30 protein-coding genes are annotated in these 23886 nt (G+C 51.3%); 13 read left to right on the forward strand and 17 right to left on the reverse strand.

Going from position 1 to position 23886, the window contains the following annotated elements:
• Positions 1-6: 6 nt before the first annotated feature.
• The 4 genes from tusC to dsrA form a co-directional block, all read right to left on the reverse strand.
• Positions 7-411 (reverse strand): sulfurtransferase complex subunit TusC, encoded by a 405-nt coding sequence (gene tusC / locus QJT81_16890; protein ID WGZ93462.1) that lies wholly within the window; start codon positions 409-411, stop codon positions 7-9.
• Between the two features lie 11 nt (positions 412-422).
• Positions 423-815, reverse strand: a complete 393-nt coding sequence (tusD, locus tag QJT81_16895; GenBank protein WGZ93463.1) for a sulfurtransferase complex subunit TusD — start codon at positions 813-815, stop codon at positions 423-425.
• 28 nt (positions 816-843) lie between these two features.
• On the reverse strand, positions 844-1920 hold the full coding sequence (dsrB, locus tag QJT81_16900) for a dissimilatory-type sulfite reductase subunit beta (GenBank protein WGZ93464.1): 1077 nt from the start codon (positions 1918-1920) through the stop codon (positions 844-846).
• 83 nt (positions 1921-2003) lie between these two features.
• A complete protein-coding gene (gene dsrA / locus QJT81_16905; GenBank protein ID WGZ93465.1) occupies positions 2004-3305 on the reverse strand; it encodes a dissimilatory-type sulfite reductase subunit alpha in 1302 nt (433 codons plus the stop codon).
• Positions 3306-3624: 319 nt separating this feature from the next.
• Between dsrA and QJT81_16910 the strand changes: the two genes are divergently transcribed.
• From QJT81_16910 to QJT81_16930, 5 genes are all read left to right on the forward strand, one after another.
• Positions 3625-4530 carry a TauD/TfdA family dioxygenase gene (locus QJT81_16910; protein ID WGZ93466.1) on the forward strand — a complete coding sequence of 302 codons (906 nt, stop codon included), beginning with the start codon at positions 3625-3627 and terminating at the stop codon, positions 4528-4530.
• Complete coding sequence (locus QJT81_16915) at positions 4518-4715, forward strand: hypothetical protein (protein ID WGZ93467.1); 198 nt, start codon at positions 4518-4520, stop codon at positions 4713-4715. Before QJT81_16910 ends, QJT81_16915 begins: the two co-directional genes overlap by 13 nt.
• Positions 4716-4720: 5 nt before the next feature.
• Entirely contained in the window at positions 4721-5410 is a 690-nt protein-coding gene (cas6, locus tag QJT81_16920) for a type I-MYXAN CRISPR-associated protein Cas6/Cmx6 (GenBank protein ID WGZ93468.1), read from the forward strand.
• 118 nt (positions 5411-5528) lie between these two features.
• Entirely contained in the window at positions 5529-5873 is a 345-nt protein-coding gene (locus QJT81_16925) for a TusE/DsrC/DsvC family sulfur relay protein (protein ID WGZ93469.1), read from the forward strand.
• A gap of 88 nt (positions 5874-5961) precedes the next feature.
• Positions 5962-6153 carry a hypothetical protein gene (locus tag QJT81_16930; GenBank protein ID WGZ93470.1) on the forward strand — a complete coding sequence of 64 codons (192 nt, stop codon included), beginning with the start codon at positions 5962-5964 and terminating at the stop codon, positions 6151-6153.
• A 72-nt stretch (positions 6154-6225) separates the two neighbouring features.
• On the opposite strand, the gene QJT81_16935 is transcribed toward QJT81_16930, so the two are convergent.
• The gene (locus QJT81_16935) at positions 6226-7098 is read right to left on the reverse strand and encodes a hypothetical protein (GenBank protein ID WGZ93471.1); all 873 of its coding nucleotides are present in this window, start codon (positions 7096-7098) and stop codon (positions 6226-6228) included.
• Positions 7099-7221: 123 nt separating this feature from the next.
• Positions 7222-7890, reverse strand: a complete 669-nt coding sequence (locus tag QJT81_16940) for a Fe2+-dependent dioxygenase (GenBank protein ID WGZ93472.1) — start codon at positions 7888-7890, stop codon at positions 7222-7224.
• A 66-nt stretch (positions 7891-7956) separates the two neighbouring features.
• Here QJT81_16940 and QJT81_16945 point away from each other — a divergent pair, with 66 nt between their 5' ends.
• Positions 7957-8274: a hypothetical protein gene (locus QJT81_16945; protein WGZ93473.1), complete on the forward strand. Its 318-nt coding sequence runs from the start codon at positions 7957-7959 to the stop codon at positions 8272-8274.
• Between the two features lie 6 nt (positions 8275-8280).
• On the opposite strand, the gene soxA is transcribed toward QJT81_16945, so the two are convergent.
• The 4 genes from soxA to QJT81_16965 are packed head-to-tail and all read right to left on the reverse strand — an operon-like array spanning position 8281 to position 11108.
• A complete protein-coding gene (soxA, locus tag QJT81_16950; GenBank protein WGZ93474.1) occupies positions 8281-9063 on the reverse strand; it encodes a sulfur oxidation c-type cytochrome SoxA in 783 nt (260 codons plus the stop codon).
• Positions 9060-9530 carry a sulfur oxidation c-type cytochrome SoxX gene (gene soxX / locus QJT81_16955; protein ID WGZ96508.1) on the reverse strand — a complete coding sequence of 157 codons (471 nt, stop codon included), beginning with the start codon at positions 9528-9530 and terminating at the stop codon, positions 9060-9062. The genes soxA and soxX overlap by 4 nt, the downstream gene beginning before the upstream one ends.
• 54 nt (positions 9531-9584) lie before the next feature.
• Positions 9585-10163, reverse strand: a complete 579-nt coding sequence (locus QJT81_16960) for a 2OG-Fe(II) oxygenase (GenBank protein ID WGZ93475.1) — start codon at positions 10161-10163, stop codon at positions 9585-9587.
• A gap of 27 nt (positions 10164-10190) precedes the next feature.
• A complete protein-coding gene (locus QJT81_16965) occupies positions 10191-11108 on the reverse strand; it encodes an MFS transporter (GenBank protein ID WGZ93476.1) in 918 nt (305 codons plus the stop codon).
• A 19-nt stretch (positions 11109-11127) separates the two neighbouring features.
• Between QJT81_16965 and QJT81_16970 the strand changes: the two genes are divergently transcribed.
• Positions 11128-11646, forward strand: coding sequence for a LysR family transcriptional regulator substrate-binding protein (locus QJT81_16970; GenBank protein WGZ93477.1), 519 nt, complete (start codon positions 11128-11130; stop codon positions 11644-11646).
• 5 nt (positions 11647-11651) lie between these two features.
• On the opposite strand, the gene QJT81_16975 is transcribed toward QJT81_16970, so the two are convergent.
• The 3 genes from QJT81_16975 to QJT81_16985 are packed head-to-tail and all read right to left on the reverse strand — an operon-like array spanning position 11652 to position 16101.
• Positions 11652-12908 (reverse strand): replication-associated recombination protein A, encoded by a 1257-nt coding sequence (locus tag QJT81_16975; protein ID WGZ93478.1) that lies wholly within the window; start codon positions 12906-12908, stop codon positions 11652-11654.
• Between the two features lie 17 nt (positions 12909-12925).
• Positions 12926-13561, reverse strand: a complete 636-nt coding sequence (lolA, locus tag QJT81_16980; GenBank protein WGZ93479.1) for an outer membrane lipoprotein chaperone LolA — start codon at positions 13559-13561, stop codon at positions 12926-12928.
• Between the two features lie 17 nt (positions 13562-13578).
• On the reverse strand, positions 13579-16101 hold the full coding sequence (locus tag QJT81_16985) for a DNA translocase FtsK 4TM domain-containing protein (GenBank protein ID WGZ93480.1): 2523 nt from the start codon (positions 16099-16101) through the stop codon (positions 13579-13581).
• 113 nt (positions 16102-16214) lie between these two features.
• Between QJT81_16985 and trxB the strand changes: the two genes are divergently transcribed.
• The 6 genes from trxB to QJT81_17015 all read left to right on the forward strand — a co-directional run bounded on the left by trxB (position 16215) and on the right by QJT81_17015 (position 20449).
• The gene (gene trxB / locus QJT81_16990; GenBank protein ID WGZ93481.1) at positions 16215-17177 is read left to right on the forward strand and encodes a thioredoxin-disulfide reductase; all 963 of its coding nucleotides are present in this window, start codon (positions 16215-16217) and stop codon (positions 17175-17177) included.
• Between the two features lie 9 nt (positions 17178-17186).
• The gene (aat, locus tag QJT81_16995; protein WGZ93482.1) at positions 17187-17936 is read left to right on the forward strand and encodes a leucyl/phenylalanyl-tRNA--protein transferase; all 750 of its coding nucleotides are present in this window, start codon (positions 17187-17189) and stop codon (positions 17934-17936) included.
• A gap of 25 nt (positions 17937-17961) precedes the next feature.
• Positions 17962-18618, forward strand: coding sequence for a DUF480 domain-containing protein (locus tag QJT81_17000; GenBank protein WGZ93483.1), 657 nt, complete (start codon positions 17962-17964; stop codon positions 18616-18618).
• Between the two features lie 12 nt (positions 18619-18630).
• Positions 18631-19329, forward strand: a complete 699-nt coding sequence (gene queC, locus QJT81_17005; GenBank protein ID WGZ93484.1) for a 7-cyano-7-deazaguanine synthase QueC — start codon at positions 18631-18633, stop codon at positions 19327-19329.
• An 11-nt stretch (positions 19330-19340) separates the two neighbouring features.
• Positions 19341-19685 (forward strand): AF1514 family protein, encoded by a 345-nt coding sequence (locus tag QJT81_17010; protein WGZ93485.1) that lies wholly within the window; start codon positions 19341-19343, stop codon positions 19683-19685.
• Positions 19686-19876: 191 nt separating this feature from the next.
• Entirely contained in the window at positions 19877-20449 is a 573-nt protein-coding gene (locus tag QJT81_17015; protein WGZ93486.1) for a hypothetical protein, read from the forward strand.
• On the opposite strand, the gene QJT81_17020 is transcribed toward QJT81_17015, so the two are convergent.
• From QJT81_17020 to truA, 4 genes are all read right to left on the reverse strand, one after another.
• On the reverse strand, positions 20450-21355 hold the full coding sequence (locus QJT81_17020) for an alpha/beta hydrolase (protein ID WGZ93487.1): 906 nt from the start codon (positions 21353-21355) through the stop codon (positions 20450-20452).
• A gap of 19 nt (positions 21356-21374) precedes the next feature.
• Entirely contained in the window at positions 21375-22544 is a 1170-nt protein-coding gene (locus QJT81_17025; protein WGZ93488.1) for a UbiH/UbiF/VisC/COQ6 family ubiquinone biosynthesis hydroxylase, read from the reverse strand.
• An 86-nt stretch (positions 22545-22630) separates the two neighbouring features.
• Entirely contained in the window at positions 22631-22942 is a 312-nt protein-coding gene (locus QJT81_17030; GenBank protein ID WGZ93489.1) for an RDD family protein, read from the reverse strand.
• Positions 22943-23041: 99 nt separating this feature from the next.
• The gene (gene truA, locus QJT81_17035) at positions 23042-23824 is read right to left on the reverse strand and encodes a tRNA pseudouridine(38-40) synthase TruA (GenBank protein WGZ93490.1); all 783 of its coding nucleotides are present in this window, start codon (positions 23822-23824) and stop codon (positions 23042-23044) included.
• Positions 23825-23886 lie beyond the last annotated feature (62 nt).

A 23886-nucleotide genomic window follows, 5' to 3' on the forward strand; every position in this document is an offset into this window, starting at 1 on the left:
CCTCCGTTAGAAGCTCAAAATCACTTCTTGCTCTGCCATCATTGCAGCCATTTCCTCGCGGTTGACCAGAATAATGGAAGGCTTTTCAGCGTAATCATCATCAGCGTCTTCGTAAGTGAGTTCCATCAGGTCATCAACCGTCAGACCACGTTCTGCCAAAGACTCGGTAGAGACATACAACTTAGTAATGTCGTAGTCGCCCAATGCGCGGAAAGTCGGTGAGAAATTCTTCATACCGGTTTCTTTGCTGTTTTGGCCTTTGGTAATTTGGTAAACACCGTCGTCGATGAATGCCAAGCTAACATTTTGCTCAAACGCAGCAGAAATCAGTACGACTTCCAAGGCTTCCAGTGCGTAGACCGTACCATAAGGAGCTTTACGATTGACAAACAAAAAATTCTTTGTAGACATTTTTCAGCTCCTTAATCGCCAAACACGACTAAACGATCAGACTGGATACCGCCTTCAACCAATTGACCCAAGCCCGAAATACGGAAGCCGGGAGCAATGTTGTTAGCATCCAAACCCTGACGCTTGGCTTCATCGGCATCCATCAAACCGCGACGTTGTGCGGCTGCGATACAGATAACCAAATCCAAGCCGTGCTTCTCAGCCAGTTCTGACCAAGACTTTTGGATCAGACGGTCATCAGCCGGTGGAACACTCAGACGTGTGCCATTATTTACGCCATCGTGGTAGAAGAATACACGGAAGATTTCGTGTCCCTTCTCCAGTACAGCGCGGGCAAACTGAAGTGCGGTATCAGCAGACTGGTGCTGATACGGGCCTTCGTTAACCATAATTGTGTATTTCATTCCGTGCTATTCCTCGTACCGTTGTCGATCAGAAGCGGATGTGCGTTGAAGAGTTCAGATTCGCTCGCGCACCACGCCAGTTATCGATGTGATATTTGGTGAATGGCAAACCAGTGACTTCAAAGAAACGCGGCCAGCCGATACGCTCAACCCATTCATTGATACGCTCCCAATCTTTCGCACCTTCTTTGTAGCAAGCGAGAATCTTTTTAACAATCGCAGTCGCTTCAGGCCAGCGTGGTGGGTTGTTCGGGATACCCGCTGCAACCAAGCGTTGGAAAGTAGGCTTGCCACGCGCATTGGAGTGATTACCGCCAATCCAAACTGCCAATTGAGTAGCTTCGTGATCGTTGATCTGCATTGGAGGGCATGGTGGGTAGCAAGCGCCGCAGCAAATGCACTTCTTCTCATCAACTTCCAAGGAAGGCTTACCATCAACCATCGCAGGACGAATCGCTGCAACTGGGCAACGTGCCACAACGGAAGGACGTTCGCACACGTTACCAACCAGCGCGTGGTTAATTTTCGGTGGCTTGGTATGTTGAACGTTGATCGCGATATCACCCTGACCGCCGCAGTTGATCTGGCAACAAGACGTGGTGATATGTACGCGGTTAGGCATGTTCCATGCTTTAAACTCTGGCAGCAACTCATCCATCATCGCTTTCACAACGCCGGATGCGTCAGTACCCGGAATGTCGCAGTGCAACCAACCTTGAGTATGAGACAGTGAAGTAACAGAGTTACGTGTACCACCGACTGGGAAACCAGCATCTTCCAATGCTTTTACCAGTGGTTCGACTTTCGCGCCGTCCGCCACTTGGAATTCGATGTTAGAACGAATGGTGAAGTGAACATAACCTTCGCCATAAGTATCGCCGATGTCCATCAGCTTACGCAGGGTGAACACGTCGAGGATACGTTGAGTACCGGCACGAACTGTCCAAACTTTTTCGCCAGTTTTGGATACGTGAACCAAAACGCCTGGGCGTGGGTCTTCGTGATATGCCCACAGGCCGAAGTTACGGCGCATAACTGGGTGCATGTACTGGAAACCATCCGGGCATCCAGATTCAATAGGATCGCGCATTTCTGGTGCGGCCATGTGAAGCCTCCGTCAAACTCAAATTTATCAATAATCTGGGCAACAAGGCAGGGTTAAACACTGCCTTGTTGCGAAGTGCCGTCTTAGGCAGCAGCAGCCATTTTCTCTTCGCGCTTGCGGTTGAACCAAGCTTCAGCAGCTTCGTCCCAACCGTCAGTACGCACGTAAGAAACGTTACGTGGTTGCTTGATCATGTTTGGATCTGGGTCGATACCGATGCCTTCAAGGAAGTTCACCAGACCGATACGCTCAATCATTTCGCCGCAACGCTCGTGCTCCAGACCATTTTCAGCCCAGAAGTCGATGATGGAAGCAGCCAGTTCAACGATGCGCTCGTAATCTTCTTCGTTATCAAGCTTCATGAATGGGATAACCACTGTACCCATCAAGTCACCGATTTTCAGGGTACGCTTACCGCCGATCAAGATGGTTACGCCTTTGTCGTCGCCAACTTGCAGTGCTTTTGGCATAACGTTCAGGCAGTGCATACAACGCACACAGTTGCTGTTATCAACCGTAATGGTGTCGTCATCGTTCAGCTTGATCGCTTGCGTTGGGCAGCGGCTGATAACGTTGTCGAACATGTATTGACGACCCGCAGAACGATCACCTTCTTTGCCAATCTCTTTGGCTTTCTTCATGATCATTTCTTTAACGGCTTCTTGGTTGACTTTCATGTCATCACGCCAAGTACCGATAACGGCGAAGTCCGCACGTTCAATCGCGTTCTGGCAGTCATTCGGGCAGCCAGAAATTTTGAACTTGAACTTGTAAGGCAGAGCCGGGCGATGCACGTCATCCGTGAAGTTATTCATCAGACGGCGATGGATAGCGTGTTCGTTGCAGTTAGACATTTCGCAACGGGCAGCACCGACGCAAGACATACCTGTACGCACGCAAGGGCCTGCACCACCCAAGTCCCAACCGTATTCATTGATTTCATCAAAGAAGTGTTGGAAGTTGACGCTGTTCGCACCGATGAACATGATGTTGCCGGTTTGACCGTGGAAAGTCTGCAAACCAGAACCCCACTTTTCCCAGCTATCCGCCAATTGGCGCAGCATGTCAGTGGTGTAGTAGTTACCAGCCGGTGGCTGTACACGCAGAGTGTGGAATTCTTTGGATTCCGGGAACATGTGACCGACTTCAGAGAAGCGCGGGATAATGCCGCCGCCGTAACCGAAGACAGAAATAGTACCACCTTTCCAGTAGCCCATTTTGGTTTCGTAAGAATGCTCCAACTGACCCATCAGGCCGTTGACGACATTGCGGATGCGCTCATCTGGATGCTCATCACGCAGTTTCTTGAAACCGCTGATGAAGCTAGGCCATGGGCCTTCTTCCAGTACATCCAGCATCGGCGTTGGATAATTGTTCGTTGCCATACCTGCCTCCTCAGTAAACGATTGCAATGGCGTTTCCTCTTGACCAGCTCTACAACTCAAAAGCCAAGGGAAAGATCAAATCAAAAACGGGTCGCGTAACGGTGTTCGCTCTATTTGCGAGTGGGCTAAGTGTATGCGTCATGCCTGCATCATAGAATCTCACCCATGGGGTGTTAGCTGAATCCATGCTGTATCCCTAAGGGGATAGGTGCTTAACATAATCAAAAATAGTCCACTGGCAGCGGTACAATAGCATATTCGGATTTTTTAATATTGCAAATAGCTGGATTTAGCAACGGTCTTTATCGAGGTCTGTCAAATGCAAAGCTCACCCTTTCATATCAAAAGCTTAGATACTTATCAGACATGGCGGACAAAAAAGTTAGCCGCCTATCCGTTAGCGTTGGAACGAATGCTGATTCCCATCCAAGACCCCGAAAATCCCACCGATGCAGAGCTCACGCGGTTGCAAGCTACCTGCCAACAATACAATTTTGCGTTGTACCGCTTCCTGCAAGGCGACTTACGTAGCAAACGCCATGTACACCGTCTGGGGCAAAAAGTGGGGCTGTCGCGCTTGGATAGTAATTTGTGCGCGGATGAAGATAGCCTTACTTCTTTGCATGTTACTTCGCACGCGGGGCAGCACGATTACATTCCCTACACCAACAAACCGCTGAGCTGGCATACCGACGGTTACTACAACCTGCCCGAAGAACAAATTCACGGCATGTTGCTGCATTGCGCCCAACCCGCACTCGAAGGCGGTGAAAGCTGGTTGATGGATCATGAGATTGCTTACATTTTATTGCGCGATGCCAACCCTGATTACATCCACGCCTTGATGCACCCGAATGCGTTCACGATTCCCGCCAATGTCCTGAACGAGGAAATCATTCGCCCCGAACAATCCGGCCCGGTGTTTAGCGTCACCGCTGCGGGTCATTTGCACATGCGTTATTCCGCCCGCCAGCGCAATGTGATCTGGCGTGATGACCCCATGACACGCGAAGCCGCTGAATTCCTATTGAATTTATGGCAACAGGACTCACCTTACAAAATAAGGTACACATTACAGGCAGGCGAAGGCTTGTTGTGCAACAACGTGCTGCACAACCGCACTGCATTTAAAGACAGCGACGACCCGACACAAACCCGCCTACTGTATCGCGGACGTTATTTTGATCGGGTTAGAGAACCTAAGGAGACACTATGCTCAGTTTAAGCCAAATTTTGATGGTAGACGGCGACAAAATCAGCAATTTCGAGGAGCTAAAGCAAATCGTGCAGCAACGCGCTTTAGAAACCGGCTCAATCTTTTTCCAGATTGATATTGAGCCACCCGGCTATAAAGACCGCCCCGAAGACTGGTACGACCAGTTGGAAATCACTTTTTCGTCGGCGAGGTAAGCGACATGTTTTGGCAGGAAGACGAAGACAAGACCCTCCCCTATCAAGCATCCGATGACGTGCTGGACGTGAGTTTCGCGATTGCGTGCAAACAATTGCCGCTGGATCATGCGTGGGATTTGGCACAAGCCGTCCAGCAAGCCCTACCGTGGTTTGCCGATGAAGTCGTCGCGGGTGTACACCCGATTCACGTTGCTGAAAGTGGCAATGGCTGGGAACGCCCCGATGATGCGAGCAACCAATTCCTGCTACCGTCACGGCGCACGCGGATGTTTTTACGCATCCCCAAATCGCGCATCCCTGAAACACAAGCACTCGTCGGCACAACCTTAGATGTGAATGGCTACGCGGTCGGCTTGCGGGATATGAAGGAAAAGCCTTTCGTGCATACCTCGGTGATTTTTGCGCGTTACGTGCTCTCGGATGCGGCGGAAGACGAAAATAGCTTCTTGCAACGCATGGCAGCAGAAGTAAAACGGGTAGCGGATTTCAAAGTGAAAAAGATGCTGTGCGGCAAAAGTCACGCACTGCGTACCCCGCAAGGCGTGTTACACACCCGTCACTTGATGCTGGCGGATTTGGACAGTGATCCTTCCATTCGCTTGCAGCAATACGGCTTAGGCGATGGGCGTAAGCTGGGTTGCGGGCTGTTTATGCCGCACAAAGGCATTAAAACCCTGAAACCAACGGAATAGTCACGCACCTTTCCCCCTATCCCTTTTGAGGAATGGGAGGCGCACTGCTTTTTCGTATAATTTTGCGGTCAAGAATTTCATCGAATGGCAACATTCACTTTTGCATGAGGAATCAAACATGGCTTACGAAGTAAACGGCAAAACCATCGAAACCACCGAAGCTGGTTATTTGGTTGACCTGAATGACTGGACTGAAGAAGTTGCACAGGTTATTGCCAACGAAGAAGGCATTGGTCAACTGACTGAAAAGCACTGGGATGTTATTAATTACCTGCGTGATCAATACATCAACAACGGCGGCACGCAGCCAATGGAACGCATTATCCAGAAAGCCATGGCTGATCAGTGGGGCGACAAAAAGCTGACCAGTAAAGACATGTACACCCTGTTCCCACGCGCACCGAGCAAGCAAGGTCTGAAAGTGGCTGGTCTGCCAGCGACTAACCGCAAAGGCGGCTATTGATTTCTACCCGAAAGGGGGTATTCCCCCTTTTACGTGAATCCGTTTATCCTGTTATTAGGATTTGGTTAATTTTAGAGAGGCATCGGACATGAGCACTAAGCAAGAGCTGATCAGCGAAATGATTGAAATGCAGCGCAAATTTACTGCATATGAACAATCAGGTAATTTCAGTGCTGAAGAGTACTACGTTGGTGAGTGGAAAGCTTACCGCGAACGTTATCAGGAACTGACTAATGAAGTCCGTGAAATGGCTTCTAAAGAAGCGAATTTCTGGAAATAAGCTGTTACAGCTTCAGATACTAAAAAGCCGCTTTTCAGCGGCTTTTTTAATGCGGCGGGCGACTGCATTAGGCTATTGAGTACACGTGACACAGCCCGGCTTGCCTACCGAACGCACTTTACGTACTTGTGCCCAGACACCAAAAGTTGCTTCATAGCGCACATCCAAAATCTTGACCATATCACCTTGCTGAAAACCACCCATGGTGCGCTTGCCATAAGGCTGATCATAAATGCCGTGAATTTTTTGGGTGCGATATTGCCCGCCAATAACAGGCAGGCCACTGTCTGGTGCAATATGTAAACGCTGCCCATGCCAACCTTGCTCACGCAACTCTCCCAAATAAATCCAAGCGACTGTCCCCACCGGTAAAGGCTGACCACGTGGCACTTCATCGGGAATCGCCACAGAAACCCCCGCCTCCGCATTTTCTTGGAAATTTGCCGCAAATTGGAGGTTGGCCTCGCTTACTGGTTGTTTTATGAAAACTTCCGAACGATTGGCTTGTGCCACCCGCTCATCATCGCTGGCCTGAATGGCTTTAAACTTTTTAACCATTGACTTCGGTGTCAGCGCCGTTTTTTGCTTAACGGCAACGGAGCGGGTGACTGATACTGCCGAGAAATCTTGTCCCACGCGCATCAAGTCGATCACAGCAGGACTATTCAATGCAACGGGAATACGCACCACTTGAGTGGGCGGTGGCGGCAGCGGAACGCGGCTCGTGCGCACCACGTGCAGCGGCTTTACATCTTGTAAGGTACTGCTTAACACCGATGGGGTTGGAGACAACGCCTCATTTGCCTCCAACGCCGTAAGACGCTGGTAGAAATACCCTAAACCTGCCAACGTGCTGGCCTGCACAGCCGCTATCGGCCCCCAGATCACGAGCTGTTTGGCATGACGTTCCCACCACGACACTTTTTTGATTATCAGTTGCGCCACGCAAAACTCCTTGTAGTTGCACCTACGCCATTTCCTTTTTCTACATAAAGCAGTGTAAGATGCAAACTACATTCCAGATAAAGAATAGGAATTTTCAGCTTAGTGGTGGATTTGCGTTAGTCACTACACCTCACTCCACATCCGCAGCAAATTAATATGCACGGTGCTGACGCTGGCAGCCTCATCTGACTGGGGTAATTTTGCTATCACGCCTTCGCGGGCTTTGGCTAATTGGTAGAGCAACTCACGTTGCTGCGGATCTTTCACCAAACTTTGCGCCCACGTAACCGCAACCAAACGAAAACCTTTGGTCACTTCCGCGACCTTGTGCCAACTGCCAGAATCATATACCACTGCATCACCAGCTTCCCCGCGTATTTTTTCTTCCCCATAAGCGGTACGGATGACGATTTCTCCCCCTTCGTAGTCGTCATTCAGAAAAACAGTCGTAGACACATCGGTACGGTAACGCCCCGACATTGGCCCCATGACCGGATCGTCTACGTGGAAACCATACGTCATCCCCGGCAAATAACGGGCATAAAACGCCGTTGCCACCCGCAACGGCATCACCGCTGCCTGATATTCCGGGTGTTGCACCAAGGGCGACATTACCATCGCATTCAAACGCCGATGCAAGGGGCTGTTCGGGGAAAGCTCTTGGTTGTACTTCACCTTAGCCGCCTCCATCCCCGCCGAAAAGCGCCCATCCACGAATTCACCCGTGGCAAGCAATTCTTGCACTTCTTTCACACGCTGTGCATCAAGAACATTTTTAATCAGTAAGAGCATGGCATTTCCTTTCAAAGCCGGAATCGGGTAATCTGCCCGCAAGACAGAAGCATAGGTTAAAGAGTGATGCAATTACGGATACAAATCAACGACACCACACGCGATATTGACGTGCCAGATTTTATGCTGACAGAAGGCGAAGACTTTTTTGCCCAAATGGATCGGGACATGAGCAAAGGCTATCAAATGAGCCGGAAGTGGGTAGACAACCCCGATCAGGAACAACGTTGTCAAATTGTGGCAGACAAAATTCTGACGGCACTTTCCAATGGCAATCAAAAAAGCGGGACGCTAATGGCAGCCTACATTCTCAAGCGGATGCCGCAAGTACGCGAAATCCACATGAATACCGAAGGCGATATGCTGGGGCATGAGTTGCTCTAAAAACAATCAATACCTAATGGCAGGCGTTTCAATCTTCAACCCGTTGGAACGCGCCATAAGATACGCCCCCAACAATTTACTTTCTTCCGCATCCGGCGCAAACGGCTCGGCACGCATCAACACCAAACACTGCTTAATCCGCAAGTCGAGGTTTGCCATTTCGCCGGTATCCAAACGGTAAGCGGGGAAACCATTACCCTGCCCCTGACTGATCTTTTGCCCACGAATAAATTGCCCCGGATAACTGTCATGGCAATGGGCGCACGACATATCAATCAAGCCAAAGCGTATGTGATAAAGCTCCTCGCCTTTTTTCAGCAAATCCGCCATTTCGCCATCGGTTTGCACATTCACCGGTTCACCCACCGCCAGATGCCGCACAAACGTTTCCAAGGCAATCAATTCAGCGGAATAGGCTGGCAATGGCGTTTCGCCCGACTGCTTTTCACGGCAAATATTGATGCGATCATCTAACCGCACAATGCCGCCCAAAGCTTTATCGTAAATCGGGTAACGGGCAAGGTTTTTCACATCCAGCTTTTCACCCGTTTCACCGTGGCAACTGGCGCACGATTTGCCTGAAGCGGGTGACTGATTAAACAGCTCACGCCCCTGCTCAACCGCAATAAAGCCGGTGTTTTCAACCTCATCATCTTGCATGGCACGGGTTTCATCCTTGACGAACTCATACCCCGACTTAGCGGGCTTAGGCGCTTCTGCTAAGGCATTGCCAGCGCTTGCCAGCAACAAACCGCTCACCAATAAGCGTGATAACGTGCGTGTAATCATTTGAGTGTTACCAAGTAAGCGATGACATCTTCCACATCCTGAGCAGCGAGGAAGGTTCTGCCCTCATACCCCTTGCCGGGACGATTAATCAGACTGGGGTCACGGTAAAAACCCGGCATAATCGAATTCGGGTTCAAATGGCGCGAATCCACTACCCGCAAGCGCAATTGTGGCTCTGCCAAGCGTTTGGCAATGCCAGATAATGGCGGAGCAATCGTGCCGTAAGCTTCCACGCCCTTAATCGGCAATTCGTGACAGGCTAAACAATTCCCGCGAGCCGCATCCGCAACGACTTTCTCGCCACGTAGCGCCTCGCCTTTTAAACCGCACAACGGCGCTGGAATTGAATAATTGACCATCTCCCATTTGCAATACGCTTCAGGCGGGGGTGGAACACCCTCAGCTTCCGCCGCCAAACCGGGAGTCGTTGCAAATAGCAGGAAAATTAAGGTGTTTAGAGTTTTCATCACGTCATTCTATGCCTCTGCGCCCAAACAAACTTGATTTAAGTCAAACTAAGTTTAGGCGAAAATAATCCACGTGGTAGCAATATATTTCACCCCTGACTGCATCACACCCGCGCGGTGTTCATGCGTCCAAAACGGGGGAAATAATACCAATTTGCCTTTCTCTGGCTGCACACTGAGATTTTGAAACAAAAAATCCGTGGAACCACCCGCCTCCACTGGCACATCGTTCAAATACCACAACGCTACCAATTGACGCATCGCAAACTGATGACTGCCGCCATCAATGTGCCAGTGGTAATACTCGCCCGGCTGATAACGTTGCAAATTATAGCCCATGTCTTTAAACGGGCCTTTGAAATACGGAAACATTTCACGGAACTCCCGCAACGCCAACGCCAGCGAACGGTGCAAATTATTATCCACATCTTTCCAATGCGGCTTATCGTCGCCGCTCACAAAAATATCGGTGGTTTTCTTCACGCTTTGGTTGCTGCCCATATCCTGACCGATACGCCCCGCGTATTGATCCGCCAGATTCTGCTCGAAACGTGCCACCATGTTGTCACACAAAAATCCCGGCAACGCATCGCTCTGTTCAAAAATAAACGAATTCGGCGCTAATTCACGCATAACACAACCTATCCATCAACTTGGGAATCATACCCAAACTTTACGCGACTCTGCCCGCCCCTGCCACCGATATAACCACACACTACACCCCAACGTCAGGCTATAAACCAACAACGACCCCGCCACAATGCCCAACCAGCCATCCCATGCCCAAAAAGGCGCAAGCACAAACCCGCCGACACTTGCCCCCATGTAATAAAACACCAAATACAACGATGACGCACTCGCCCGCGCCTGCAACGCATGATGGCTCACCCAACTACTTGCCAGCGAATGCGTCAGGAAAAAGCCCAAACTGCTCACCATAAACCCCCACACAATCGCATACAGGTGCGGAATCAGCGTCAACAGCGTGCCGCCCATCAACAACACAATTCCCAAACCCATTCCCACCGGCGCGGAAAAATACTGCGTCACCCGCCCCGACAATGCCGCCGCCAACGTACCGCTTAAATACGTCAGAAACAGCAAACCCAGCGCGTGCGGCGACAAATGATACGGTGCAGCCGCCAACACAAAGGTAATGTAACTGTACTGATTCAGGAAAATCATAAAGTTACCACCCGCAATCAAAAACGCCACCAGCAATACCGGATTACGCAAATGCCCTCCCATATCCCGCGCAATGTGTACCGGATGCAAGGGTTTCGGGTGAAAATTCTGCGACTTCGGCAACAGCCACACAAACACCGCCAGCAACACCGCACTCAACACCCCCATTGCCCCAAACGCCGCCGCCCAACCCAAATATTCCCCCACAAAACCGCCCAGCATACGCCCCGTCACCCCGCCAAGACTGTTCGCACTGATGTACACCCCCACCGCCAATACCACCGCTTTGCTGGTAAATTCATCGCCCATGTACGCAATCGCAATCGCAGGCAGCCCGCCCAAAAACAAGCCCCGCAACCCACGTAATACCAACAAACTCGTGTAACTTTCCACCTGCGACAATGCCAAGGTCGTGCAAGTGATCGAAGGCGGTACATGGCAATTGCAACAAATGCTGGAAAGCGGCGAACTGGATTTGGCCGTCATCGTGCGCGATTTTGTTCCACCCGAACTCGAAGCGGTCACGATTCAACGTGAAGAAATGCGCGTGATCGTGCCCAAAGAACACCCTTTCGCCTACCAAGCCAGCGTCAGTCTGCCCGAATTTTTCGCTGAAGAACTGGTGATGTTCCGCCCCGGCTATTTCCACCGCAAAATCATCGACCGCCTGGCGCAAGAAGCCGGTGTTACCCCGAAAATCGGTTTTGAAACCAACCTGTTACCGCTGATTAAGTCGATTATCAAACAAGGGTTTGGCATTTCCACCCTGCTGACGATGGTGGTAAAAGAAGAACCCGAACTGGTCGATTTACCGTTTGAACAACCGTTGTGGCTGGATTTGTGCATCGCTTGCGACGAGAAGGCTATTTATCACGCGCCAATCGTGCCTTTGTCGATTTCCTGCTGGAGCAAAGCACTCACTGAAGCATAAACACGCTATTGTTTGCGCAAAGCAGCCAGTTTTTCACGAATCTTAATTTCTAAGCCACGTTCAACCGGCTCATAATAACGCCGCCCTTTTAACTCATCCGGGAAATAGTTTTCACCCGACGCATACGCATTCTGCTCATCGTGTGCATAGCGATAGCCTTTGCCGTAATCCAGCGCCTTCATCAGTTTGGTGGGTGCATTACGCAAATGCAGCGGCACATCCAGCGAACCGGACTGTTGCGCATCCGCCCGCGCCAATTTGTAAGCGCTGTATACGGCATTGCTTTTGGGCGCACACGCCAAATACACCACCGCTTGCGCAATCATCAACTCGCCTTCTGGGCTGCCTAAACGCTCGTAAGCATCCCAAGCATTCAGCGCCAACTGCAAACCACGCGGGTCGGCATTGCCAATATCCTCACTCGCCATGCGCACCACCCGCCGCGCAATGTACAAAGGGTCACAACCGCCATCTAACATCCGGCACAGCCAATACAACGCCGCATCGGGGTCAGTGCCGCGCACCGACTTGTGTAAGGCTGAAATCTGCTCGTAAAACAAATCGCCGCCCTTGTCGAAACGCCGCAGCGATTCCGCCACCACTTCCTTGACGGTCGTATCCGTTATCTGCAAACCATCCGGGGTTTCTTCCGCCAAATCCGCAGCCATTTCCAACCAGTTCAGCGCCCGCCGTGCATCGCCATCGGCTGCCACTGCCAACGCATCCAAAACACCAGCACTGGCCTGTAATGGCAATGCGCCCAAACTTTTCACGCTATCTTGTAACGCACGCTGTAACACTTGCTTGATGTCATCCGCTAACAGAGAACGCAACACGTAGGTACGCACCCGTGATAACAGCGCATTATTCAATTCAAAGGAAGGATTTTCAGTAGTCGCGCCAATAAACAGCAAGGTGCCGTCTTCGATATGCGGCAAAAACGCATCTTGCTGCGCCTTATTGAAACGGTGTACTTCATCCACAAACAGCACCGTTACACGTCCGAATTGCTCACGGTTTTGCCGTGCCACTTCAACAGCCGCACGAATTTCCTTCACACCTGCCAATACGGCTGACAGCGTAAGAAATTCAGCATTCCAATAATGGGTAATGAGTCGTGCCAAGGTGGTTTTGCCGGTTCCGGGTGGCCCCCAGAACAGCATGGAGTGCGGGCGGGATTCTTCGATGGCTCGCCGCAACGGTTTGCCAGCGGCAAGCAGATGAAGCTGCCCGGCGTACTCATCGAGCGTCGCCGGGCGCATACGTTCAGCTAACGGGATCAGGAAGCTTTCCCGATCACGTCAGCCCCTTTGGGTGGCGTGAAATTAAAGCGGCTCTTGTCGATGTCAATATCGGTGCGCAAGCCTTGGAATTTAATGTAGGTTTGCTGCCCGAATTTATCGCCCAGAATCATCTCTTCCACACCGGTCGCGCTAATGCCCAAATCCATCGTGGTAAAATCAGAATCCTGCTTCTTCGGCGTCAAGCGGAACCATTCCAGTGTGCTGCCTTCGGCTTCCATTTCCTGCACATTGAATTGTTTGTTGACAGGTTGTTTTTGAGTCAGCATCCCAACCGGCGCGGCGGATAAGGCTTGCGCCATCGGTTTAACCGTTACCTGATCCAGCTCCACATCGTAAACCCACACGTTTTTGCCATCCGCAACGATTTCGTGCTTGTCCGGTGCGGCGTATTCCCAACGGAATTTACCGGGGCGTGACAAGAATACGTTACCACTGGACGATTGACGCACCGCGCCTTTTTCATCAACCACTTGCTGGGTAAAAGCCGCTTGCATCGTGTTGATTTTCGTAAAGAACTCATCAAGTTTTGCCCGACCGTCAGCCCATGCACTGCTGCTCATTAAGCCCGTCGCCAACAGTACTGCCAGTGTTTTCGTAAACGTTGCTTTCATCATTAACCTCATGTTATTCAATCTTTTGGCGGGGCGGCAACCAATACATCGCGTGAGCCATTGCTCAACACCGGGCTGACCACACCTGCGCTTTCCATGTCTTCTATCATTCGCGCCGCCCGGTTATAACCCACCTTGAGGCGACGTTGCAGATAAGAAATCGACGCACGTCGGGATTCGATCACCACCGCCACTGCTTCATCATACAGCGGGTCGGATTCCCCCTCCCGTTCCGTCAGCGGCTCTAATCCCGGTACGGCATCAGACGGTGACGTGTTATCAGCTAAGACATCATCAATGTAATCCGGTTCCCCTTGCAGCTTGAGGTAATTGGCAACATCTTCCACTTCGCGGTCAGTCACCAATGCGCCGTGCACTCGTTGCGGCAATGAAGTCCCCGGTGGCATGTACAACATATCGCCGTAACCCAGCAATTGTTCCGCGCCGCCCTGATCCAAAATCGTGCGTGAGTCGATCTTCGTCGAAACCTGGAACGCAATTCGCGTCGGGATATTCGCCTTAATCAAACCCGTAATGACATCAACAGACGGGCGTTGCGTCGCCAAAATTAAGTGGATACCGGATGCCCGCGCCTTCTGTGCCAGCCGCGCAATCAGCTCTTCCACTTTTTTGCCCACCACCATCATCATGTCGGCGAATTCGTCCACGATGACCACGATGTAAGGCAAAGTTTCTAAGGGCTGCGGGTGTCCATCCACCGATTTCAGCGGATCAAATAGAGGGTCGAGAATAACATCGCCTTTTTCACGCGCTTCAATAATTTTTTCATTGAAACCGGCAATATTGCGCACCTTGAGTTTCGACATGAGCAAATAACGGCGCTCCATTTCCGCCACACACCAACGCAAGGCATTAGCGGCGTGCTTCATGTCCGTCACCACCGGCGCGAGCAAATGCGGAATGTCTTCGTAGCTGCTCAATTCCAGCATTTTGGGGTCAATCATAATCATGCGCACTTCAGCGGGTGTGGCTTTGTAGAGCAAACTCATGAGCACTGCGTTGATGAATACCGATTTGCCTGAGCCTGTTGTCCCCGCTACCAGCAAATGCGGCATCCGCCCCAGATCAGCCACAATCGGGTGTCCGGCAATGTCTTTCCCCAGTGCCAAGGTCAACGGTGAAGGATTTTTCTTGTAAACCGCTGACGCCAGCATTTCGCTCATCGTCACCACGTCACGGCGATCATTGGGGATTTCGATCCCAATCGTCGGTCGCCCCGGAATAACCTCCACCACACGTACACTGGATACGCACATATTCCGTGCTAAGTCAGACGCTAAACCGGATATTTTGGAAGCTTTCGTACCGTCGGGCAATTCCAGCTCGAAACGGGTAATCACGGGGCCGGGGTCACGGGCTACGACTTTGACATCCGGCACACCGTAATGCCCTAAAGCTTCCACCAGCTTATCCGCTAACTCGTTCAAGCGTTCTTTGGGTTGTGTCACACGCTCACGGGGTGGAGGATTCAACAGGGTTAAACGCGGCAAAACCAAACCACGGCCTTTACCCGGTTTTAGCGGTGGTAATTTGTCTGCAATATCACGCACAACCGTTTCATCAGCCTTTGGTGGGGATTTTTTAATATCGCTGCCTGGCTCTTCAACACTCGCTTCAGGGGTATCTTGCTTCGCACGAGCGAAACTCGAAAAATCTGGCACATCCAAACGCGATTCATCCCGAACCGGTGCATGAAGATCCGTTAAGTCCACGCCATCCCCCAAATTAGGCTCAGCACGCTTACCCACTAACGATCCCCCGACCGTGCGATTCATCCAATCGCTGGCTTTATCCAACGCCCCTGAACCACCTTGCAAATAGTCCTTACTGCGATTCAACACCTCAGAAAATCGGCTCAACACGCCACCTTTGGCAGCTACAGCACTCATATCACCTTCTGCTTCAGCCTGTTCCAGACCTTGCAACTTATTAAAGAGTTGCAACATCCAGTCACCCACTTTTTCGGTCACTTCCGCCCATGAAATATCTGCAACAACCGTAATACTGCCCAGAAATAATGACAGTAAAAACAAGATAGAACCAAAAAAACCCAAAAACGTGCCGGTAAACACTTTGGCGACCGCCTGCCCTAGCATCCCGCCACCAATCCCCTCAGGGAATGGCACAAACAATAAATGCGCTAAACCAGCCCCCGACAGCAGCGTGAACAAAGCCCCCACACTGGTAATAATATCGTTAATTCCGCCCACCGGATTGTTAGGATTTTTCATGTGAGGGCCGATACGAAACGCCGTCAACCCCATCACCACCAGCACCAACGGCAAGGCATAAGCCAAATAACCCAGCAGTCCCAACAAGAAATCCGCAAGCCATGCACCTTTGCACCCTGCTAAATTGTCACAGGGGCCAATACGGGTGTTATGATGAAACGGCCCTGGATCCAGCGGGCTGTACGACAGCAATGCCAATAAAATCACCGCCGCAATGCCCATGAAAATAATGACGCTCGCTTGCTGCAAGCCCAAACGCTTTTTTTGATTGAGAATAACCTTAGCCAAACCAATATCCCTGTTTGTTTGATACCCTGATTATAGGGGGTGTTTTTCCGATTACTACTTTACCCGGCACGGCATGTCACATAGGATTAGCCGATTCGGAAGGAGAATTATACATGAACACAACCAAACATTGCCGTTTACTCATCCTCGGTTCGGGGCCAGCGGGCTATACCGCTGCTGTTTACGCCGCACGCGCCAACCTAAACCCCGTATTGATCACTGGCATGGCGCAAGGCGGGCAATTGATGACCACCACCGAAGTGGATAACTGGCCGGGCGATGATGCTGGCGTCATGGGGCCACAATTAATGGAACGGATGCAAAAACATGCCGAACGCTTCGATACCGAGATCATTTTCGACCACATTAATAGTGTTGATCTGCAAAATCGTCCTTTTACGCTGAATGGTGACAACGGGCAATACACCTGTGACGCTTTGATTATAGCGACTGGTGCGTCAGCGATGTACTTAGGTCTGGAATCTGAGCAAAAATTCAGTGGCAAAGGGGTATCTGCCTGCGCCACGTGTGACGGCTTTTTCTACCGCAATCAAAAAGTTGCCGTGATTGGCGGCGGCAATACGGCGGTGGAAGAAGCGCTTTACCTTGCGAATATCGCCTCTGAAGTCACGTTAGTACACCGCCGTGACGAATTGCGTTCTGAAAAAATCTTGCAAAAACACCTGTTTGAAAAAGTCGAACAAGGCAAGGTCAAAATCCTGTGGAACACCACCCTCGATGAAGTGCTGGGCGACAAAACCGGCGTCACCGGAATGCGCGTCAAAGACGTGAACAGCGGCACAACTCAAGACATCGCCGTACACGGCATTTTTATTGCCATTGGTCACAAACCCAATACTGCCATTTTTGATGGGCAATTGGACATGAGTGGCGGCTACCTCAAAGTGAAAAGCGGCTCGAAAGGCAATGCCACCCAAACCAGTGTCGAAGGGGTATTTGCAGCCGGTGACGTCATGGATCATATTTACCGTCAAGCTATTACTTCCGCAGGTACAGGTTGCATGGCAGCACTGGATGCTGAAAAATACTTAGATCAATTAGCGAAAACTCACTAAAGGAACGGCGTGCTACCACGATCCCTTAGCCTCACTTTACTCAATCCCACCTGGTCGGAAGAACCCTTCCCTCCCGTGGAAATGGCGTGGGAAGAACCCAACGGCTTATTAGCCGTCGGCGGGGATTTAAGCGTGACTCGCCTGAAAAATGCGTATCGTGCAGGTATTTTCCCGTGGTTTGGGCCACGGGAACCCATTTACTGGTGGTCACCGAATCCACGCACGGTACTCTTTCCACACAACATTCGCATGACCCGTAGTTTGCGTAAATCACTGCGCAACAAAGGCTATCGCATCACCTTTGATACTTGCTTTGCCGATGTCGTTGACGCGTGTGCTGCCCCTCGCGCTTATACTGCCGAAACATGGATTACGCACGAAATGCACACCGCATACTGCATGTTACACGCCCACGACATTGCCCATTCGCTAGAGGTATGGAATCCGGCGGGTGAGCTGGTCGGCGGCTTATACGGTGTAGCAACCGGCGGCGTATTCAGTGGCGAATCCATGTTCAGCCGTGAACCGGATACCTCCAAAATTGCCATGGTAGCCTTAGCCTGGCACTTACAATGTTGGGGCTTTGCCGTGATCGACTGCCAAATTGAGAACCCGCACCTGATGAGCATGGGCGCGGAAAACATTTCCCGCAGCGCCTATCTGAAGATTTTGCAGGATAATTTACACATTCCCCCGCCACGCTATTGGGTCGCGGATACTCATGCTGACCTTTCCCATTGGGAACCACAAGCGACTTAAACAATAACACACAGGGCTAAGCACAATGTTTGACGACGAACAACCCAGACCACCGTTCAGTGCCGAAGAACTCCGTATCCTCGGTTGCCTGATGGAAAAGCAACTCACCACGCCCGCCAGCTATCCGCTGACCTTCAATTCCCTGATGAACGCCTGCAACCAAAAAAGCAGCCGCGAACCCACCATGAATTTGACCGAAGGTGTGGTCGGGCATACCGCTAAAGTGCTGGTGGAGGGCGGTTGGACTGCAATCCAATACAGCGAACGCGCCCAGCGCGTGGAACATAAAGTCGACCGTCGCCTGAAACTAAACCGCCAACAGCAAGCGGTTCTGTGCGTACTATTGCTACGCCGCCCACAAACACTCAATGAAATCAAAACCCGCACCGAGCGCATGGCAGACTTTGCCAACACTGATGAAATCCGTGAGATTTTAGAGGCATGGATGGCAGCCGAAAAACCGCTGGCAGTGCGTTTGCCTGCGGGTGCGGGGCGGCGTGAAGACCGCTATTTTCATACGCTTGGCACTGAAACGTTGGACGAATTGCAAACCACTGAACCCGCCAGCCCTACTGCCAGCAGTCATAGCAGTACGCCCCGCCAAGACCATTATGCCCAACTGGAAGCACGGGTAGCCGCTCTGGAACAACGGCTGGCAGCGTTGGAAAGCCAGTTGCTTTAACTAAGGAATCCCATGAATAAAGCAGTCATCCTTCTCAGTGGCGGACTCGATTCCACCACTGTCCTCGCCATTGCCAAAGCGCAAGGCTATGAACCCTACGCACTCTCGTTCCGCTACGGGCAGCGCCACAGCATCGAACTCTCCTCGGCGCAGCGCGTTGCTGCCGCTATGCAGGTCAAGGAACACGTCATTGCTGATATTAACCTGCGAGCCTTCGGCGGCTCGGCATTGACGGCTGATATTGATGTTCCCAAAGGGCGCGATACTGCCGCGATGGAAGCGGCTATTCCGATTACCTACGTCCCCGCCCGCAATACCATTTTTCTGTCGTTTGCGCTCGGCTGGGCGGAAGTGCTGCAAGCTAACCATATCTTCGTGGGGGTCAACGCGCTCGACTATTCCGGCTACCCCGATTGCCGCCCCGAATTCATTAGCGCGTTTGAGACGATGGCAAATCTTGCCACCAAAAGCGGGGTTGAGGGCAATAAACTCACCATCCACGCACCGTTAATCCAGATGAGCAAAGCCGACATTATCATCAAGGGCATGGAACTTGGCGTAGACTACAGCCTAACCAGCAGTTGCTACGACCCCAGTGATGACGGCAAACCGTGCGGGCAATGCGATTCCTGCCTGCTCCGCGCCAAGGGCTTTGTTGAGGCGGGCGTTGCTGACCCGTTATTGCTGCGCTATGCTCAAGGATCAGTCTGAGGAATAACCTGATGAAAGACACTGAAAACCACCCTTCCGAATTCGTCTGTAAACTCCGCGCCGAACCCGATTACAGCGGCGTAACCATCATCGAAATCGAGCAGGAAGTACCGATTCAAGATTTCAATGCTGCCAAGCAACTGGCGGATGATAAAGCTGAAACACTGCTGGAAAGCGCCATGCTGCTGGCATTTCATGATGGCGACAAAGGTTTTGACTCCCCGCAGCACGGCGATGAATGCCATGCAGGAAGCCCCATACCCGCGTATATCGACTATGCGCTGAGTCATGGTGCAACCCTGAAGATTGACATCGACAAGGGGCGCTTTATCTTTTTTTACCTCGCGGTTGCGTAACGCCACCGTATTGCCGCCAGTGTGGGAAATACGCGGTTCTCAGCATTCACACACCATCTTGCTGACTTCGCGCTAAAGGCTTTGCCGAGGCGGGCGTTGCTGATCCCATTAAGGTTCACCCCACCATTCGCATTCCCCCGCCCCCTACCCCTATAATGCCGCACCAAGTTAGTTTTGAAAGAGGAACCCCCGTGCGTATACGCCTAAAAACCAAGTGGAACAAGCAGGAACGTGAAGTTTCGCTGGAAGATACCGTCAGTGTGCTGGCGTTTAATACCTGGAAAATCGGGATGCAAACCCTGCTGGAAATCGAAAACGAAAATTTCCAGACCGACACCCAAATGCAACGCGTGATGGTGATGGAAGAAATCATGGCATTCATGATTCACATCCTCGACCGTATTTCTCATGACGTATTAAATGACGATGATCGGGCTGCACTTGTCACTACTTTCGCTTTGAAAATCGCCGACCACGTGCAAGACAATGCCCGCGATTTCGGGGGGCCAGGCGATTACCGTAACCCCTTCATCAATAAGCTCAACCAGCGTATGGAAGATTATGCGGAAACCACTTGGGGCAGAGTCGGGCAAGAACCCGGCTTTTCAATGGGGCTGGCGTTCGGCAACTTTATTGCCGAAGCCTTAGGTCCGCGTGACCGCAAATGGGTGTTGGACTATATCCAAAGGGTGCTGATGCCCGAAATGCTCAGCACTTACAAAAAAGTCCTAACCCGATTGGGAATGCTGGAAAGCCACAAGTGATTATTTCCAATCGACGAAAGTAGCAACCTTGTCTGCCAACTCATCGGCATACAAATCCATGAAGAAATGATCGGCTCCGTCGATCGTTTCTGTTTTCAGGTTATCCTGTTTGATGCCTTCGAGCTTGGCAGGCAAATCATCGACCACTTCATCTGCCGACCCCATCACAATCAGCGTCGGCTTTTTGATCTTGGGTAATAAGCTAGGTGTATTCTTGCGCTCGTCATCCTTGTAATAAGACACTACGCTATCCGCTGCGGCTTTAGCGTTTTCGCAATACACGAAACCGGGTAATGTCATCATCTCCGCGCCCTTACCTTCGCCCACCAGCTTGGTAGCTTCCGCCATAATGTCTGCCAAAGGCTTTTTGTAACGTTCCTCGTATTCTTTACTGCTCTTATCCGCATCAGCCGTTGCCGGGGCAATCGCTATAACTTTTTCCAGCAATTCAGAATCTTTTTCCGCCGCATACCACGCCACCTGATTGCCGCCACGTGAATGCCCTAAAATAGCCACTTTGCCAGCACCCTGTTCTTTCGACCAATTCATCCACGCATCGAGCTCCGCCACTGCATCTTCATGCTTATGCTTGTGCTCAATGGTGCAATCCAGCATCTCGGAAGGGCGCTTATCCACTGCGTAACTGAGGTTGACGTTGAGGGTGTTGTAACCCTTTTCCTTCAGCAACTCGCTCAAGGATTGCATGATTTCCATCTTGTTGTGTGCCAACGTGCCATGCTGCATCAAGATAACGCCATCTTTAGCCGTTTTTCCATCTGCCAAAGTCAATTCACCACGCAAGGTAATGTCGCCTTGCTTAACCGTCACTTCTTCCGCTTGCAATGTGCTAAAGGCTGCTACCAACGAAAATGCTACCGCACCTGTAAAACGTTTTACCAAACTCATCTCATCCTCCTACTCTTATTCAAATGCCCATCGCTCGTTTCGCGATTTCGTATTTTAGAAAGCTCATTTGATTGACGATAGATAACCCCGAATTGCGCAGGATTTTCCAGGGTGTCAAGGTATTACCAAATAACAAACGGAAACCTTCCATCGCCTTTTGTGTCAGCACATTATCGCCGCGCCGCGCCCGTTCGTAAGCACGTAACACTTTCACGCTGCCCACATCGCCCTGCGCTTGGCAGATTTGCTGGGCTAATTCCACCGCATCTTTAATGCCCAGATTCACACCCTGCCCTGCCAAGGGGTGAATGGTGTGTGCCGCATCGCCCACCAACGCTACACGTTCCTGAATATAAGGCTCAGCATGACGACCACGCAGTGAAAACGCCGCCCGTTCCCCCACAGCAGTAACGTCGCCTAAACGAAAATCCAAGGCTTGCGCCAGTTCGCGGCAGAAATCGTTATCCGACAAACGCAACATGGCATCTGCACGATAAGCAGGCAATGTCCAAACAATCGAACAGAAGCCATCGGCGAGTGGTAAAAAGGCTAACGGGCCACCCGGCATAAAGCGCTGCCAAGCCGTGAACTGGTGCGCTAATTCTGTTTGCACCACGCAAATCAGCCCTTTTTGCCCGTAATCTTGTGTTTCCATCCCAATACCCGCCAGTTGGCGGACTTTGGATTGTGCGCCATCCGCCCCTACCAACAGTTTGGCTTGCAAAACCTCCCCGCTGTGCAAAGTAGCGGTGACTTGCTGCGCATCAACCAGCACCTCGGCGAGTTTATCGGGGCAAAACACATCAACACCATCCAGAGCTTGCAAGGTATCCAGCAGCGCCAGTTGTATCACCCGGTTTTCAACAATATGCCCAAGGTCTGGCTCACCCAAATCCGCCGCATCAAAACGAATTTCACCCGTACCGGTGGCATCCCACACCTGCATGGCCTCGTAAGGAAACGCACGACGCGCCACAATCCCTTCCCATGCACCCGCTGCAAGCAACGCCCGCTGCGACGCACGGCTGATAGCCGACACGCGCAAATCATAGGGATCATCAGGGGAAAATAGTGCGGGTTGATGCGCTTCGAGCACCGCAACGCGCTTACCCGATTGGCCTAACAAACAAGCCAGCGTCGCACCGACCATGCCGCCGCCTGCAATAATGACATCGTATTGCACTTGCATTGCCTTTATCCTTTGCAGAGTTACCTAAGCAGCAAGACTACAGCAAAGCAGACGCAGGAAATACCGCTTCGGGTCAAATTGACGGGTTATTGCACTAACCAAGGCCACAACAATAATTTACCGGGGGTTGCCCCCAATAAACTCCAGAACCCGATGAAATACACTAGCGGTACAGCCACGAATACCCCATGTAGGGTGCTATTTTCGTAAGAAGCGTGATACAACAGCCACGTTTGCCCAAATACAAACGACAAGACGAACATCAATAACAGGCTGATCAGCAGTAAATCAAAGGCAAATGCCAACAGGCGCATCCCTAAGTTTCGATGGCTTGGCTGGCACACATGCGACATAAAATACCCTTTAGCGGGCGGAGTCAGTTGATGATTGATTTTCATGAATGACACTCCTTGTCACCTCGCAACACTCAAGCTATGAAGTATAGTCTGCTACCAGCAAAACTGCTGATAAAAGTATCTGTTAGTTAGCCAAAATGTTCAGAAGATAAAACTCGGTAGCGTGTATTCTGCTGATAAACCAAAATGTTCTGGATAATCAACATGCACAAAATACAAACCAGACGCAGGAGCCGTCATGCCTGCTTGTGTACGATCACGCTGCTCCAATAAGTCACCTATCCAGTCTACCGGGCGTTCACCGGCTCCCACCATCAACAACGAACCGGTGATATTGCGCACCATGTGATGCAAGAAAGCATTAGCCACCAAATCCAAATAAATGAACTCACCTTCGCGACTCACGGTCACTTCCAGCATCTCGCGTACCGCGTGACGCGCCTGGCAACCTGCTGCCCGAAAACTGGAAAAGTCCTGCTCACCCAGCAAGACCTGCGCTGCCTCATGCATTACTGCTGCATCTAATGAACCGTGTTGCCAACAAACCCGTTGCTGCAACAATGCCGGGCGTGCCTGACGGTTGAGAATAATGTAACGGTAACGCCGCGCCCGTGCCGAAAATCGCGCATGGAAGTCATCTGCAACCGGCTGAATCCAACGCATTGCCACCCCATCCGGTAAATGGGCATTCGTGCCAAACAACCAACCCCGCAAGGGGCGCTGTGCATGGGTTTCAAAGTGAATGACTTGCCCAATACCGTGTACCCCTGAATCGGTGCGCCCTGCGCATACCACCGCAATCGGCTCAGCCGCCACGGTAGACAGCGCCTGTTCGACATAACCCTGCACCGTTGGCCCGTGACTCAAACGCTGCCAACCAAAGAAGGGGCTTCCATCGTATTCGATACACGCTGCAAATTTCATGACACTTATCTCAGGGGCAGTAAAAACACAAAAGGCCGGGTTAACCGGCCTTTATAACGTGA

It is taken from the genome of Candidatus Thiothrix putei (assembly GCA_029972225.1).
GTDB lineage: Bacteria > Pseudomonadota > Gammaproteobacteria > Thiotrichales > Thiotrichaceae > Thiothrix > Thiothrix putei.